Origin of the sequence: Stieleria marina, from assembly GCA_007741555.1 — a bacterium.
GTDB lineage: Bacteria > Planctomycetota > Planctomycetia > Pirellulales > Pirellulaceae > K23-9.
In genome coordinates this window covers 35,174-50,914 of sequence record CP036526.1, presented here as the reverse complement: position 1 = coordinate 50,914, position 15,741 = coordinate 35,174, and the positions used below count along the sequence as shown (strand labels likewise).

The window sequence follows — 15,741 nt, the reverse complement described above, 5'->3', positions numbered from 1 at the left end:
GATCGATTCAGTGACTTGATCGACTACGCCTGAAGAAACCCACATGAATAATCCTGCGAGGTTCGTCTTTTGGATCGTTTCAACTTCGTTCGCAGTCGCCTTCGCTGCGCCTGACGTGTCTGCTGAACGGTTTGGCATTCTGATTGGCATCGACCAATACGCATCGTTGCCACCAAGCCAGCAATTACGCGGCTGCGTCAACGACGTCAGTCTCGTCAAACAAATGTTGGGTTCCGACCAGGCTTACAAGCCGGGTAATTTGACGGTGCTGACCAATTCGATGGCGACCCGTTCTGCAATCTTAAACGCTTTGCAGGCGACGCTGGAGAAAGTCCAGGCCTGCAATCAATCCGGAGAACCAGCAAGGGTCGTGTTCCATTTCAGCGGACACGGTTCCCAAGCGATGGATCAGTTGCAAGGACCGATGCGCGACGAGCCCTCGTATTTCGATCAGACAATCGTTCCCCACGACGCTGATCGACAAGGCGGCCAGCAAGACATTCGCGACGATGAGTTACGACACTGGGCTCATTCGATCGCCAGCGATCCAACTAATCGCCTGTTGGTCATTCTGGATTGCTGTCACAGCGGAACAGGGCTTCGAGGAGGTGGCACCGGAGAGCGCGTACGGCATCGCCGCTTGGACCGATCACTGCCTTCGCCTCCTGTCGATCAGTTTGCTGCTTTATCAACAGAGGCCGAACTACCCAACAATGTCGGATTCATTTCGGCTTGTCGATCGGATCAGCTGGAACCAGAGACCGAATCAGCCGGACAACCGCACGGACTATTGACGCTTTCTCTGGCCCGAGTTTGTGCGTTGATCGAGCAAGGATCACCGCTGCCGATGACCCGTTTGGCAAACCTTTTGCACTGGCACTATCAGCTCGAAGATCACCTCGGTCTGCTTCCAGAACCTCAAGTCGAGATCTCCGGTGCGATGGCGGGGGAACCGTTCTGGTTGACAAATCACAAAGCGAAAACCGATTCAGGTAACCTTCGCGATATCGCAATGATCCGGTTTACGCCAAACCAGAAAGACGACGGCGATTCACAAGGTTTCTTGCAACGCGGCATCCTGGATTCGATCCAGACAGGTACATCGTTTCCGATCTTCACGTCTGCCAAACCGATCGCCGCGCTCGCTAGTTCCCGGCACACCATCGGCACGGCGACGATTGACCAAGTCGGATTTGACCAATCCCGTGTATCCGTTCAATGGAACGACCACGCGCCAGTCGCTCGACCGGACACTGCTTGGGCATCCATCGAAACCGGCTTTGTCTCCAAGGATGCGGTCACGCGAGCTGGTGAAAAATCTCCTGGCCAGATCGCTTCGGATCGATTGACACAGATCATCGCGCAGCACGTCGCGGCCAGAGCTCCCAGCGATGCTGCGATCCGAACCGGGCTGGTTATTGGTAAGCGTTCAGGGCCTGATGCGAAAACGATCCAATGGGCCCCCGCCAAACCGGGACTCTCTGGACGCCCCCAGCTCGATACGGGTGACATCTACATTATCGAAGTGCAACACGATTTGGCTTCAGACCAAGATCTCTTTGCCACGATTGTCCATATTGATCCCAACCATGAAGTGTCGCTGATGTGTCCGCGTTCCTTCACACAACCCAATATCGAGCGACAGAGGATTGACGCCACTAGGGGCGTTCGCTCCAGCGGTTTTGTTTGCAATGGAGATGCTCTGCTACCACGAGACGATCCTGAATTTCGTCCAGCGATCGTGGGGCTTCATCGGGCGATCGTCTTTGTCGGTCCCCGACCTCTTGATCTCTCCAGTCTCTTTCAGTTTTTACACGCCCCTGAATCCACCCCCACACGCAGTGGGGCGTTTACAGCTAACCCAAACAGTGCTGTCCGTCAGCAGGATGCGAATGGTTCTCAGTTGAAGATCGATTTCTTTTCGAGCCAATCGTCAGCCATCCGAGGCCAGGAAACAGCAACGAGCAACCTGTGGTGGGATGCTCACTTGGTTCAGTGGATCAGTCAATGAACGCATCATCACGCCCGTCGAAAATCTGCATCACAATGGTGGCCTTGTCCATCGTGATTCTTTCAACATCCGTGCTTCGGTCGACGAAGGTGGGGGCGGACGAAGGTGATCCCACAATCGACGTACCGACCATTGCTCAATCGCGTGCAATTCTATCGCGAGATCTAATTTGGAACGATTGCCGCGACGCCCTGCTTGCAAAAGACTGGGCCAAACTTTTACAGCTGGGACAACAAGCCCAACGACTCGAAAAGATTGCTTTTGGCGACTCGTTTGCAGGCAACAAACTGACGCACTTCATGCTCTTAAATGCATACAACAATCTGGGGCAAGAAAGTGACGCGTCCAAGCTATGGAAACTCGTTTATGATTCCGGCAATGGTCAGTCCACCAGAATTGTCGATGGCAACGGTCCGGTCTCTCGGGGCATGGCAGTCGAAGCCCGCAAGCGTCTGACCGATCTCACCTACACGATTGCCAGATTCAACAGCGACCGCGACATCACGGATCGGTTTGCACAAATCATCGAATCCTACGATTGGTTTGCCAAGCAACTTGCCATCGAAGCGGTGCGTGATGGTTCAGGCATCGTACGAATGCCTCCCAACCTTTCGATGCTGCGTGCTTATGTTTTCCTGGTCGATGGTGACGCGGAGAAAGCCATTGAAGTGTCGCGTCAGGCTTTCCAGCAACTCAAGCGAGAAATGCCTGACACTTGGTGGAAAGCCATGGAGGACGATGGAGGCGCAAACATAGCTGGCTATACGGCTAGCATCCTGGTTACCAGAGCCAAAGTCGCCGAGCGCAACGCTGACTGGGACGCCGCGCTATCCTTTCGCGAAGAAGCACAGGCAATCGCGATCCGGCTATCAGACGAGAACGCTGGATTGAAACGCGATCTAGACGTCTGCCGCGCGATCGTGTCCTTGTCAGCCGACGAAAAAAACGATTACCAGACGCTGAATGCGAAACGACAAGAAGCAATCCAACTTGCCAGCGTGCGAAGTTTTCCTGCGGCAATCAAGTTGGGCAAGGATATCTTGCCCAAGTGGGAAAAACTGTTCGGCGACCAGTCCGATACGACGGCGATGATTTACCGGCGCATGGGCTACTGGTCTTGGACACAGGGATCCTATCGACAAGCCATCGAGCATCTGATCACGGCCTCGGATGTCTTCATGCAGACGCGGGCACGCCGGGATGACTGGCTTTGCGGCGCGGTAAACGATGTCTTTATCAACCTCGATCATTTGGGCAGTTCGGATCAAATTAGTCCGTCTGTAATCAAGCCCGTCCAAGATTTCCTGGTTCGCTTGAAGGCGCGGTTTGGCAACGACCATCCAATGGTGCTTGACGGGCAAATCTCTTTGGCCGGCTTTCAACGCCGACTCGCTCTATCGGCTACCGAGCGTTCGGAGTTGGCCAAAGCCATGCCACTGAAGTATCGTGCTGACCAATCCTACAGCACGGGGAACTACACCGATTCGCTCCAGTGGGCACAAAAATTTCTCGCACAGTCCGACGCACTTCTGGGGACCCAAGATGTCATCGTCCATGATGCACAATCCATGGTCGCCAATGTGATGGTCGAACTAGGACGCCACGTCGAAGCAGCCACGGTCTACGAAGAGCTTTTCCGGCGGACCGACAAACGTCCTTACAATCAAACAGCCCGGCATGCCGGACGGCTCCAGTGGCGTGCCGGAAATTTGGCTGCACTTGCGAAGATCGATCAAGCGTTGGAGTGCATTTCAGATGCCAAAGAATGTTGCCAAAGAACGCTGGGTCCAAAATCGGAGCGGTTCGTGCATTGTCTTCGAATCGAGGCGCGTATTCTGAAGGATGGCTTGCGCAAACCCGCCAAGGCCTATCCCTTGCTAACCGACGCACTTGAGAAACTGACATACATCTACAACGGACAAGATGGGTTTGAGATTTGCCAGACGATGGTCGACCTAGCGGATTGTGAAACGCAATTGGGATACTTCGATGAAAGCGAGAAACATCTGAAGACTGCCTTGGAGATTCGAGAGCGAAACCAATTCAACAATGGCCAAATGACTTGCTGGAATCATTTTCAAAGAGGTTACAACGCGTTTGAAGCACAGCGATTTGATGAAGCCGTTGAACACTATCAATCCGCGTTAGAACTGAAAAAGAAAATCGACCCAACCGGCGGTGACCTCCCCAATTTGTACGGATGCCTTGTCGCCAGCTGTACGTGGACCGACAACCATGATCACAGCCCATGGGTGAAACAGTTTTTGGCTCACGCAGGAGCTCAGTACAAAACGGATACGCCGGAGTATGCCGATGCAATCTTAAAGATGCTGCGGCCGTTGACTGTTCCGCCGCACGGCGATGCCATGGGGCAACTAAATCATGCTCGCGCAGAAGTAATTCACACGCTCGCTGCCCAGACGCTTTCTGTTTTAGAACTGAACGGTCCCAGTGAAATCGGCTTGCATGTCATTGCACTTCAGTATGTCGCCGAAGCCGAAATATTTCAGCAAAATTTCACATCCGCCATCAGTCGCTTACACCGCGCAATCGATTTAGCCGAACAGGACCAGGGCAACGAATCGTTGTTGTTCGCGCGCGTGAACGCCACGATTGCAAAAGCGTACCGGCTGCGAGGTGACCTTCCACAGGCCCTGCGACACGGAGATCTCTGCTTGCGGATCTTCCAAAACGAAATGGCCGACGATTCATTGGCCGTTGCCAATCTGTCGCTCCGACACGCGGACTTGCTTTCAGCAATGGGCGACTTTGATCGCGCCGAAGCGCTGGTGGTGAATGCAGAAAATGCCATGGCCGAAGCAGGTATCGGTCAGCGAAGTCAGTCCATGCTGCAACTGGCAGAACTTTATCTGCGAATGGGAAAAACCGACCTTGCCGAACTGTGGCTGCATCGCGGGCGACTTTTGTCCGACGACAAATCGGTCGGGGACGAAGTCGACACACGCATTTTACAATTGCTGACTCGTCTCTATCTGATACAAAGCGAATCCAATGCTGCGTTACCGATTGCAAAAGACGTCCTGAAACGTTGCAAAACAGAAACACCGAATCGGGAGCTTCTGATCGGAGCACACCATTTGCTCGGAGAAGCCTTGTTGGCCAAGGGCAGCTATATGGATGCCGAACGCCACCTGACGCAATCACTTGAGCTAAGCCGAGGAAATGCAACAACGTCTAAGGGCGAAAAGGCCGATGCAGTCGCCAATCCAGCTGTCAGCTTACAAAGCCTGCAATGGGGGACTCACCGCAAGTTGGCACAGCTGTGTCAGCTTTGTGATCGGGTCGCCGAAGCGGAAAATTGGCTCACTTTGGGCGTCGTTTCCGCACTCACCGACGAACAGCGATTTGCTTCCGTTCTATCTGAAAACCAACAACTGTCGCTACGCATGGCAACCGACCAGGCCATGCACGCTTATCTAGGATTTGCGCTCCAGCAGAATTTGGCCGCCGAAAAAGTGCATCGTTACGTCCTGCAATGGAAAGGGGCTGTGTTCATGCAACAAGCCCGACTGCGAAAGGCATCACGTAGTCACAACCCTGAAACCATCGCAGTCTCACGCCAGTTGGAAGGTGTCAATCGCGAACTCGCCTCTCGCGTTTTTGCCGCACGAAATGCAATCGACCAAACCAAGGCCTTGGATCGACTGACTGTACTGACCCAACAAAAGCAGCGGCTGGAATCTGAATTAGCACTGCTGACGCATACCAAACTGGCCGAAGCCAACTGGGCAGCCACTCCCACTGATTGGCAGCAATTCATCAAGCCAAGCGAAGTGCTGGTCGACTTTGTTGAATTCAAACGCTCAGATGTGATCGGCGATCTGACGTCGGACCAATCCAAATGCATCGTGGCCTTTGCGATCCAGGGCGACTCGGGTGCCATCGCGATGATAGATCTTGGACCAGCTGACAAGATCAACCACGCCATTTCGCAGTGGCGTGGTTCGTTTACCCCCGGCTCAACGATCGCGAACCGAAACGGAGCAGAGCTCGCCGGCGAACACTTGGCGACGCTTCTTTGGCAGCCTTTGGCGCCGCTGGTCGGCAATGCCAAAACCGTGTTGATATCCCCCGATGGCCGATTGTCACAGTTACCTTTCGCCGCGATTCCGCACACCGCCAAGAGAGGCTCTCTGGTACAAGACCACGCATTTGTGACAGTGCCTGTTCCCCAATGGATGATTGAATCCAAACGAAAGGATGCGCGGGATCAAAACAACAGCCTTGATGCAGGGAAGAAAATCTTGCTGGTGGGCGACGTGGACTACGCTGCCCGATTTGAGACCAGCATTGCCCAGCAGACTACCGAAAATGCGATTGCAAAAAACGCGAGCCCAAAACAATCCAACCGCATCGATTCCGACAAGATCGCCGTCACGACCAAAGTGAAGTACGCCCCGCGTTGGGCGAACCGATCGCCGACCGAATCCAATGACTGGGAGTCCCTGCCAGGGACACGCGATGAAATCACCAGCATTGCGTCAGCAGCAGAACGCTGTTTTCCAGATGTTCAGGTCATCTCGCTCAACCGCACCGCTGCTTGTGAAGACGCCATTCGCAGAATGGCAAGCAAGACACGCTACCTTCACTTGGCAACACATGGTTTCTTCGCAGGGCAGAACACCAACAGCAACGGTGCGGTACAGCCCAGCGGGCGACAAGAATCTCTCAATTCGATGTCGATGCTGGATGGGCAGACCGTACCCGGGCTGCATCCTTCTTTCTTGACGGGAGTGGTGCTGGCCGGTGCAAACCAAACACCGGAGATGGGCCAAGACGACGGGATTTTGACCGCCGCAGAAGTGACAGAACTGGATTTAGTCGAAACCGAATTGGTCGTGCTGTCTGCTTGTGAAACCGGACTCGGCGAAGTGCAATCGGGCGAAGGAGTCGTGGGACTCCAACGAGCGTTTGGATTGGCGGGGGCGAAAAGTATTCTGACCAGCCTTTGGAAAGTCGATGACCGTGCGACTCAAGTGTTCATGACAACGTTTTACGAAAAGCTCTGGAGTGAGAAAATGACCAAATCAGCAGCACTCCAAGCGACTCAGCTTGAAATGATCCATCGCTACCAACCACAAACCGGGGCACTCCGAGGTGATCGGCGGTTCGAGCTTTCCGATGATGCTCCCATCGATGACCAGCCCAACGACAAAGGCAAAAATCTATCGCCATTCTTCTGGGCAGCCTTTACCTTGTCAGGCGATCACGAATAGCCCAGGCAGCGGTCCGTTCTTAAATCGACACGGGGCAAAAGCGAGAAATCGATTTTGAAATCGAAGTCGTCCCATATTGTGATCGCAATCCCTCTGCGTTCAGCAACATTGCTTCTGCGCGTCGCGCCGGACAGCACGCTTTTTACTTCAGCCAAACGTTTCGACTTCGCTAGGCGGACTGACGCGGCATGGTCCATCCGCCGCCCATCGTTTTGTACAAACGGATCAATGCAAGTGACGCTTCGCCCGCTGCCAACACGAGTGCGTCGGTCTGCTGGATCAAGTCTGTCCGCAGATCGGTGACGCGATCTAATCGCACTTTGCCTTTTTCGTATTGCTTGGTCGCCAACATGACCGCTTCCCTGCTGCTTTCAACCGTCTGTTTCAAATAGCTAATCTGTTCCTGCTTTTTCGCGAAGGCTGACATCGCATCTGCCGCCTCGGTGTTCGCAGCCAAGACCGAGTGTCGGTAGTTAACGAGTGTCTGTTTCAGCCTCGTCTCCTGCACTTTCACGTTATTGGTCAGGCGCCCATAGTTCAAAATATTCCAGCGAAAACCAGGGACAATCGCACCCGCATTGCTGCCAGATTCGATCAAGTTATCCAGCTCGAACGACTCCCAGTTGATGGTCCCCTTCAATGAAAACGTGGGAAATAACTCCGCTTTGGCAACACCGATCAAAGCGATCTGCGCGGCGACTTCGCGCTCCGCGCGGCGGATATCAGGGAGACGACGCAGCAGGTCGCGTGGCATGCCCGCGACGACTGCGCCTGCGGGGAAGGAACGAAACCGTAGGTCGACGTCGCATCGAATTGTTGTAGCGTCGCACCAATCAGCAAGGAAAGCCGGTTGTTCGCTTGATTGAGCCCGTTGTGTAGCGGAGGAATGGCGGCGTGAGTGTTGGCCAAGTTGGCACGAGCTTGGGAGACATCCAGTTTCGGTGTATCTCCGCTGGCGAATCTAGATTCTGCGATCTGCAGCAGTTCTTGTTGTGCCTTTGCATTTTCAAACGCGACTTGGATGCGATTCCGGAAAACGCGAACTCGGTGTAGGCGGCGACGACTTCGGCTGTCAGGCAAAGTCGAATATCTCTTTCGTCTTCGATCGACACACCCAAATTTGCTTCGGACGATTCGACCACACGTCGCAAACGGCTCCAACAATCGACTTCCCAGCTGGCGTTGAATCCTGCTCGATAAAGACTGAACGAATTGCCCAATCCGGTCACCCCGATCGTATTGCCGTTGTCGCCAAACTGAATGCGTTGATACTCAGTGAACACTTCTTGGCCTTGTGGAAAAAGATTGCCATCGTTCATCAACGTGAATCAGGATCTTGCGACTGGTTCGGTCGACATACACCGGCAATTGTTCAAAGGTGACGATTGTGTCTGAGCCTCTCGTTTCTTGACCGCGGTCTCGGCAACCCAAAGACTGATTGGCGAACTGATCCAAACCGACGCCACCTAATTTGCTTCTTTCGTCCATCCCCACTACTACGGCGACAAAACCAAATGGACAACGCGAAACCAGACCGCACTGCGCGATCGAATACGACCGAATCATCCACCGAACATGTGACGGCACATCGCATCGCCGGATCGCTGCGCAGCCCGCCCGAGACGTTGCCGGCCAAGCCATACCTGTCAGAACCAACCCGATCGCACAAAGAGACTGCGAAAGCGGAATTGCGAATAAAGAGACATGCTCCATCACCATGAGTCATCGAATGTTGCGCATCGAATTATCACAGCGAAGCTGCGAGCAATTGTCAGAACAATGTAGAAAACAAGTCATAGCTTTTGTCCACGGTAGAGACGCTGACCACATGTGCTACGTTTCGATCTCAAAACCGTCGCGGTAGTCACGGGCGATGAACGACTGAGCTTGATCATCGCCGACAACCTGTTCCTTTTTTGGATCCCATTTGATCTCACGTCCCAAACGCGCGGCGATACCGGCCAAATGACAAGTCGACAGCGCACGGTGATGGCTAAAGACATCCGAAATCGGTTCTTTGCGATCGGTAGCCGCCTCGAAGAAATTCCGAAAGTGATCGACGAGCGGACGGTTTTTGTAAACCTTCTCCAACGCACGATCCGGCAATGGATTTGATTTCAGATCTTCGACAGCTTTGCCGGTCAGCCGACCACGGTTCACAAAAATTCGGCCATCGCTGCCTTCAAACAGAATGCCATTGTCGCCGTCGTGCCGAATTTCCAGCTCGATACCATCATCAAACGTCGCTTGAATCTGAAACTCGGTGGCGGTGTTGTACTGCGTGTTGTCAGTGGGATAACCATCCTTGAAAGAAACGGGATGCTTGACAGATATCGGGTTAACAGAAATCGGTCCCATCTTTGTATTGCCTAGCCCCCACGTGGCGATGTCAACGTGATGCGCACCCCAGTCGGTTAGCTTGCCGCCAGAGTATTCATACCACCAGCGAAATTCGTAGTGACCGCGCGACCAGCTGCTTGTCTCGTTTTTGTTGCCAGCCAGCGATCGAAAATCGGAACCGGGAACAGGCCCTTGCCACTTATCCCAGTCCAATCCCTGCGGCACATCAGCCTTGGGTAGCATCGGACTGGTCGGTGCGCCGCCGACGCTGCAAGTGGCTTTTTGCAGCGTTCCAATTCGACCGTCAGGGATCAACGCCAACGCTTGAATGAATTTCGGATTACTGCGTTGTTGGGTTCCAATTTGAACAATGCGTTCGGTTTGGCGACACACATCGACCATCTTTTTGCCTTCGTCGATCGTGAGCGTCATCGGCTTTTCGCAGTAAACATCTTTGCCTGCCAACATCGCCTCAATCGCGATCTTGGCATGCCAGTGGTCAGGCGTCGAAATGTGCACGATGTCGATATCATCGCGGTCTAGGATCGCTCGATAATCTGCGACGCTGTCGGCGGCCGTGCCGGTCCACCCCTTTGTAAGCATCGACGCGAGGCTTCGTCGGTTTTCATCAGCATCACACACGACAACGTAGTCACCGTACTTCCGCATGTCTGGTGCGGAGCCATAGGGGCGGTCAATGCCCGTGGCCTTCTGGCACCAACGACTTCCGGTACCGACCGCCGCAACCTGAGGGCGATCGTTTGCCGCCATGAAGCCCTGAGCACGATCTGTTCGCGACGCGAATACCGCCGCACCACCCCATGCCAAAGTGGTTCGTAACATCCGGCGGCGATTCATTGATTTCAGATCAGTCATGTTTTCTTTCCAAGTGACGATGACGACTAGGATTTGTGACATTCGTGGATGCACCATCTTACTGTCTAGCGACGCGCCGACCTGTGCGGCTGCTGCACTAGCCGATCCGATCGCTCCGTGCCTGCTACGATGAAGCACAATCCAAGACGAGAAACTTCAACGCCTGAAGACTCACAATCAGACACAACCTGAGCGATATCCTTTTATGCCCGATTCCAGTGAATCGCCCGAGACTCCTTCAACTCATCAACGCCGTGTCCGGTATTCGGGAAAGAACCCGCGGCGTTTTGATCAGAAGTACAAAGAACACGGGCCTGACCAAGATCCGGCGATGATCGCCAAGCTGCTTGCCGCCGGCAAAACCCCTGCCGGGCAGCATCGTCCCATTCTTGTCCAGGAAGTTCTGGATCATCTGGTGCCGCAACCCGGTGAACGCGGAGCCGATGTCACGTTTGGTTACGGCGGTCACAGCGAAGCTTTGCTCAATCAAATGCAAGGGACCGGACAACTACTTGCGTTGGACGTTGATGCAGACCAATTGTCAAAGTCTGAAGAGCGGCTTCGCGCGCTAGGGCACAGCGAACAATCGCTCACCGTGGTCAAAAGCAACTACGCCGGGTTGGCAAAGGTGATGGGGCAACTGGCGTGGACCGACGGGCTTGATTTTCTGCTCGCCGATCTAGGTCTCTCGTCGATGCAGATCGACGATCCAGAGCGTGGATTTACTTACAAACACGATGGCCCGCTGGACATGCGAATGGATGCCAGTCGCGGTGCTTCGGCAAGTAAGTGGATCGCCCGATGCAGTTCCGTCGACAAGCTCACCCGCGTGCTGATCGACGGCGGTGACGAGCCCAACGCGGTGGGCATCGCGGAGGCAATTTTTGCAGCTCGCGAGCAGGCACCCATTGAAACCACCAAACAACTTCGCCGCATCATTCAATCGGTCTCACCACCAGGCGTGTCGGACAAAACTCTCAACTCGACTATCGCAAGGACGTTTCAAGCGATCCGGATCGCGGTGAACAATGAGTTCAGCGCGCTCGATTCATTCCTTGCACAGATTCCCGCCTGCCTTCGCCCTGGCGGCCGAGTTGCGATATTGAGTTTCCACTCTGGCGAAGACCGCCGAGTCAAACATCACTTCCGAGACGGATTTCGCAGCGGAATTTATCAAGCCGTCGCGGGCGATGTGATCCGCCCAACGCCCAAAGAAATCAGTCAAAATTCAAGAGCCGCCTCTGCCAAATTGCGATGGGCGATCCGTTCGACTTAGAAAACCCCATGAAAGTCGACAACTTACCCGGAACTGGGTTTCATCCATTCCCAAACCACTCGGCTTCAAACCGCGTGAATCGGTAGGTATCATTTCCCTGACGACGCAAGTCACAATCCAAGCGACACGGCATTGGCGAACCGAAACGCCACAGCAAGTGTCCGACAGGTTGCTTTCAAGAAACGACTTACACCCACGCCCGGGTGGTGGAATTGGCAGACACAGGGGATTTAAAATCCCCCGGCTTGTAAAGGCTATGCGGGTTCAAGTCCCGCCCCGGGCACTGGGTTTTTCTTTTTGCTTCTGGCTACCAGGTTGAACGGTGCGTCAGCGACAAGTCGTTTTTAAATGCCCCAAACCAAAACGTGTTTGAGAGCGTCGCACTGTCCGTAATGCTTCGCGGGTGCATTCGCCACGCCGAATGCCATGGTTCCAGAAAAATCGAGCTAGGCTGGCACCAAGCGTGCGTCAAGCAACCCGATTCACGCTATTTCCTGATTGAAACATCGTCGCCGCAACCGCCAATTCGTAACTATGCGACGAGTGAATGGAACACGACTGTGTTAGAAGTAGCGTACCATCTTCGAATCTGCCACTATGCCATGAGGGAAGAGAAACACCTCGCTTGAGGTAACCCGGTCATCGACGATTACATCGATGCGCCCATTTTTGGCTGCTCCTCTCGCCTGAGTGGGAACATCACGCAAGACCACGAAGTCAGGACCGACTTGTGAAAGCGAGAATACTTGTCCGGCTATAAATAGCTTCAACACGACTTGAGCAGAGTAGGGACTACGTTTTCTAGCCATGAATGAATTGACACCAGAGGAGCGAGCGTCGGAGTATTGTGAAAAACGCGACTCGAGACCCGATTTTGACAACTTGCTGGGCACAGGCCAAGAGGGATCGGTGTGGCCAACAACCAACAAGACGGCCATTAAGGTATTTGATCGGGAGCAAAACTTCAATTCTGAACTGGGATGTTACGAAATCCTCGCGGAACATGGGGTGTTTGAGATCGATGGATTCACAATTCCCCACTTAATCGGAAGTGATCGGGAACTTTTGATTGTCGAAATGACGATTGTGGCCCCGCCCTTCATACTCGATTTTGGTAAAGCCTACATCAATTGTCGCCCAGATTTCGACGACTCCGTGATGGAGTACTACGAACAAGAGCGAACCGAAATGTTCGAAGGCAATTGGGACTTGGTGGACTCAGCCGTTTCGTCGCTTGAGCAGTTTGGAATCTTTTATTGGGATGCAAGGCCCGGCAACATCGATTGCCGCAACCATCCTCTGGCGACGTTTAAGTAAACAGAGAATGTCGTTGGACTGTTATCAGATCAGACCGCGAACCAACGACTGCAGTTCACTACGGTCAGCATCGCCCAACAATGACCGCAACTGCATTAGTTCGGCGGTCTGTGAACTTGGGGGTGATTCGAATCACCACTCTTAATTTGCATCGTGTTTTCCCGTCTATGTTTCCCTTTCTTTGGGCGGTAATTAGCCTGTTCGCACTGACGACGATGGTCAATTTAGGCGATGCCCGTTCGCGGAATTGGCCGGTCGTGTTGTTGGGCGAAAGAATGACTTTTCGTTCTCGGCTGCGGCGGCGTACTTTTCCGCCGAAGTGGGTTAGTAACACTCCGATCGCGACGAAATAGTAGAGCCAGTCTTGCTCCATCGGTGGTGACTGCCTGCCGCCCGAGAACGAGTGGGCGAGGTGGCGAAACAGTATCAGCCCCGCGCCGACGACGACCATCGCGACGCCAGCGGCGAAAACCCTGAAGTTTCCTTCGGATTGAACCACGTCGACGTGGGGGCCTTCGTTATCAATAGCTTGAGGAGGATCGTAGGGATTCATCGATTCACAATCGCTCGTGGAATCTAGGTAATCGTCTTCGCTGGGTTACGTTTTTGTGTTTACGTGACCATCAATAACAATTTGTCGATCGTGCGATAGTTTCGTGCTGTCGCTACGACACCAAGATACTTTTCGACGTTCGCGGCAAGTTTGGAACGCCCGATGCCGTCAGGCGCATGCAGATAGAAAACGCGGTCTGCTAATTCGTATTGTTCGGTCGGTTTTTTCGCGGCTTCGATCGCTGGGAGGTTGGGTTTCGCCGGTTGGCTGCCAAGAAAGAAAACGTGGAGCGTTTTGGGATCGGCAACTGCGTGCGGAAAAGGATTTGACTGGATTGTCTCTTGCAACTCGTCACGTTTGAGAACAAAAACAGGTGGCCGGAATCCATGCTCCGTTTCGACTTGCGCTGCTATCTTCTTGGCCAACGTGGCCGCGGTCTTGATGGGCGAATCGAAAATCACATTACCGCTTTGAATGTAAGTCCGAACGTTCTTTAACTTCAATTGCTCGAGATCCACTCGTAGTTTCGCCATTGGCAACAGGTTATTCCCGCCAACGTTGATTCCTCGAAAAAATGCGATCCAAGTTGTCACCAATGTTCTCGTATGAATCGATTGAGTGGGTTTTGTTTTGTCGACGTAGCTTGTTCAATCATACCACTGGCTAATGTGCTGTCGGGTCACCAACAATGGGCCGTCGAAATGCCAAGGTAGTTCTCGCCACTGGCCACGGTAGAAGACCAACCAATGGGGATCGGTCGTTCCTAGTTTTCCACACCGACCGAGGTTTCCATAGCGTATATCGCAGGGATCCATGCCAAGATTCGCCGCGATTTGCTGGCGGATTTCGTCGATGATCGCATCGGGGCGCTTCCCGCTGTCACGCTTGCGGGACCGTTTTCGCTTGGGAAAAAACATGCTGGCAGCATCGCACCAGGCGGCGACAAGGAAGGTCCTGATCGAAAGGGCCGTCCAGTTCGGAGCAAACCGGAACTCTTAAAGAGTCTCGCCTCCGAAAGGGAGGTCGACGAAGCACCTGCCTGTTTGGCAACCGCTAAACTAATGCTCCTCTCTTCGTCTGCTCTTCGCCCGCTCTTCGCTAGGAACATTCTATGCGCCGTTTTGCTTTGATCGCCGTGGGCACTTTGATTGCTGTGGGCACTGTTTGCGGATCGCTTGTGGCAGTCGCCATGGACCCTGCTTTGGATGTCGACGAAACCAAACGCAGTCGGATGATTCTGCACTTTTGCGAAGCCGACGGCACACCGATTCGTCCCTTGATCGACAATGTTGATTTGCGCAACAAATATGATCGTCAGGGAACACCGGATGTTTCGGCGGATGGAACGTTGGTTGCCTACGACGCTTGGTCAACCACCGCAGGAGACTGGCAGGACGCGCGAATCATCGTGGCGAACATTGATGGCAGTCGTGCTTGTGATATCTCTGATGGTGTGATGCCAAGCTTTTCACCCGACGGCAAACAGCTTGTCGTCAGCCGCGTGAATCGGTACACCAAACCCAGCGGCGTGAAGGGACAATCGATTTGGGTCATGGACGCCGACGGTGGCAACGCGACCATGATCGCTGACCAAGGTGCCTGGGGCGCACGATGGTCCCGTGATGGAAAGTTGTTGGTCTTCTTTGGCGGCAGGGATGACGACGGCAGTAAATCCGAGAAGAATCATTTGCGAGTCTATGACTTTGAAACCAAAACGATTCGCGACGTATTCACGGCGGAACAATCACCCTTCACAACGCTGGTGCATCATTTCAACTGGGCCAAAGGCGATCAAAGAATGGTCGTCTTCGGCGGACAACTGAAACGGGGCGGCTCGGCAACCGGCGTGGTCGACGTGGACAATCCAACGCGACTGAAATTGGTCAAAGACGACGATGCCGTCTTGCCGACAGCGCACGGGCTGTCCGTCGATTTTCATCCCGATGGAGACCATGTGTTGGTGACGGGCATCGACGGCGGACGACCGGTCGCACAATTATTGAAACTGACTCAAGACGCCAAGACAATCGAACTGAAAGGGCTGCCGCCGAACGTGGGCGTTCGCGATTCGATTTTTACTCCTGGTGGCGAGAACTTGATCGGATCGTTTCACGCTCTGTAACAAGGCAGC

General features: G+C 53.7%; 11 protein-coding genes and 1 tRNA gene. 6 read left to right on the top strand and 6 right to left on the bottom strand.

The genetic code is table 11. The features are described from left to right. Positions 1-43: 43 nt before the first annotated feature. Both K239x_RS00225 and K239x_RS00220 read left to right on the top strand, forming a co-directional pair. Complete coding sequence (locus K239x_RS00225) at positions 44-2,011, top strand: caspase family protein (RefSeq protein ID WP_145415711.1); 1,968 nt, start codon at positions 44-46, stop codon at positions 2,009-2,011. After that, the gene (locus K239x_RS00220) at positions 2,008-7,248 is read left to right on the top strand and encodes a CHAT domain-containing protein (RefSeq protein ID WP_145415710.1); all 5,241 of its coding nucleotides are present in this window, start codon (positions 2,008-2,010) and stop codon (positions 7,246-7,248) included. The genes K239x_RS00225 and K239x_RS00220 overlap by 4 nt, the downstream gene beginning before the upstream one ends. 169 nt (positions 7,249-7,417) lie before the next feature. Here the strand turns inward: K239x_RS00220 and K239x_RS00215 are convergent, their stop codons facing one another. From K239x_RS00215 to K239x_RS00205, 3 genes are all read right to left on the bottom strand, one after another. Next, the gene (locus K239x_RS00215; protein WP_145415709.1) at positions 7,418-8,002 is read right to left on the bottom strand and encodes a TolC family protein; all 585 of its coding nucleotides are present in this window, start codon (positions 8,000-8,002) and stop codon (positions 7,418-7,420) included. Beyond that, positions 7,927-8,328 carry a TolC family protein gene (locus K239x_RS00210; RefSeq protein WP_419189489.1) on the bottom strand — a complete coding sequence of 134 codons (402 nt, stop codon included), beginning with the start codon at positions 8,326-8,328 and terminating at the stop codon, positions 7,927-7,929. Before K239x_RS00210 ends, K239x_RS00215 begins: the two co-directional genes overlap by 76 nt. A 753-nt stretch (positions 8,329-9,081) precedes the next feature. Continuing rightward, the gene (locus K239x_RS00205; RefSeq protein WP_419189488.1) at positions 9,082-10,506 is read right to left on the bottom strand and encodes a Gfo/Idh/MocA family protein; all 1,425 of its coding nucleotides are present in this window, start codon (positions 10,504-10,506) and stop codon (positions 9,082-9,084) included. Positions 10,507-10,669: 163 nt separating this feature from the next. Here K239x_RS00205 and rsmH point away from each other — a divergent pair, with 163 nt between their 5' ends. The 3 genes from rsmH (at position 10,670) to K239x_RS00185 (ending at position 13,057) form a co-directional block, all read left to right on the top strand. Beyond that, positions 10,670-11,740 (top strand): 16S rRNA (cytosine(1402)-N(4))-methyltransferase RsmH, encoded by a 1,071-nt coding sequence (gene rsmH, locus K239x_RS00200; protein WP_145415708.1) that lies wholly within the window; start codon positions 10,670-10,672, stop codon positions 11,738-11,740. A gap of 197 nt (positions 11,741-11,937) precedes the next feature. Continuing rightward, positions 11,938-12,023 (top strand) — tRNA-Leu (locus tag K239x_RS00195). 524 nt (positions 12,024-12,547) lie between these two features. Beyond that, complete coding sequence (locus K239x_RS00185) at positions 12,548-13,057, top strand: hypothetical protein (RefSeq protein WP_145415706.1); 510 nt, start codon at positions 12,548-12,550, stop codon at positions 13,055-13,057. 64 nt (positions 13,058-13,121) lie between these two features. On the opposite strand, the gene K239x_RS00180 is transcribed toward K239x_RS00185, so the two are convergent. Genes K239x_RS00180 through K239x_RS00170 form a run of 3 tightly spaced genes read right to left on the bottom strand, consistent with a single transcriptional unit; the run spans position 13,122 to position 14,527 of the window. Beyond that, entirely contained in the window at positions 13,122-13,610 is a 489-nt protein-coding gene (locus K239x_RS00180; protein ID WP_145415705.1) for an eS19 family ribosomal protein, read from the bottom strand. Positions 13,611-13,669: 59 nt separating this feature from the next. After that, on the bottom strand, positions 13,670-14,203 hold the full coding sequence (locus tag K239x_RS00175) for a DUF1697 domain-containing protein (protein ID WP_145415704.1): 534 nt from the start codon (positions 14,201-14,203) through the stop codon (positions 13,670-13,672). A 54-nt stretch (positions 14,204-14,257) separates the two neighbouring features. Next, on the bottom strand, positions 14,258-14,527 hold the full coding sequence (locus K239x_RS00170) for a hypothetical protein (RefSeq protein WP_419189487.1): 270 nt from the start codon (positions 14,525-14,527) through the stop codon (positions 14,258-14,260). 194 nt (positions 14,528-14,721) lie between these two features. Between K239x_RS00170 and K239x_RS00165 the strand changes: the two genes are divergently transcribed. After that, positions 14,722-15,732, top strand: coding sequence for a TolB family protein (locus tag K239x_RS00165; RefSeq protein WP_145415703.1), 1,011 nt, complete (start codon positions 14,722-14,724; stop codon positions 15,730-15,732). The last annotated feature ends 9 nt before the right edge of the window (positions 15,733-15,741 follow it).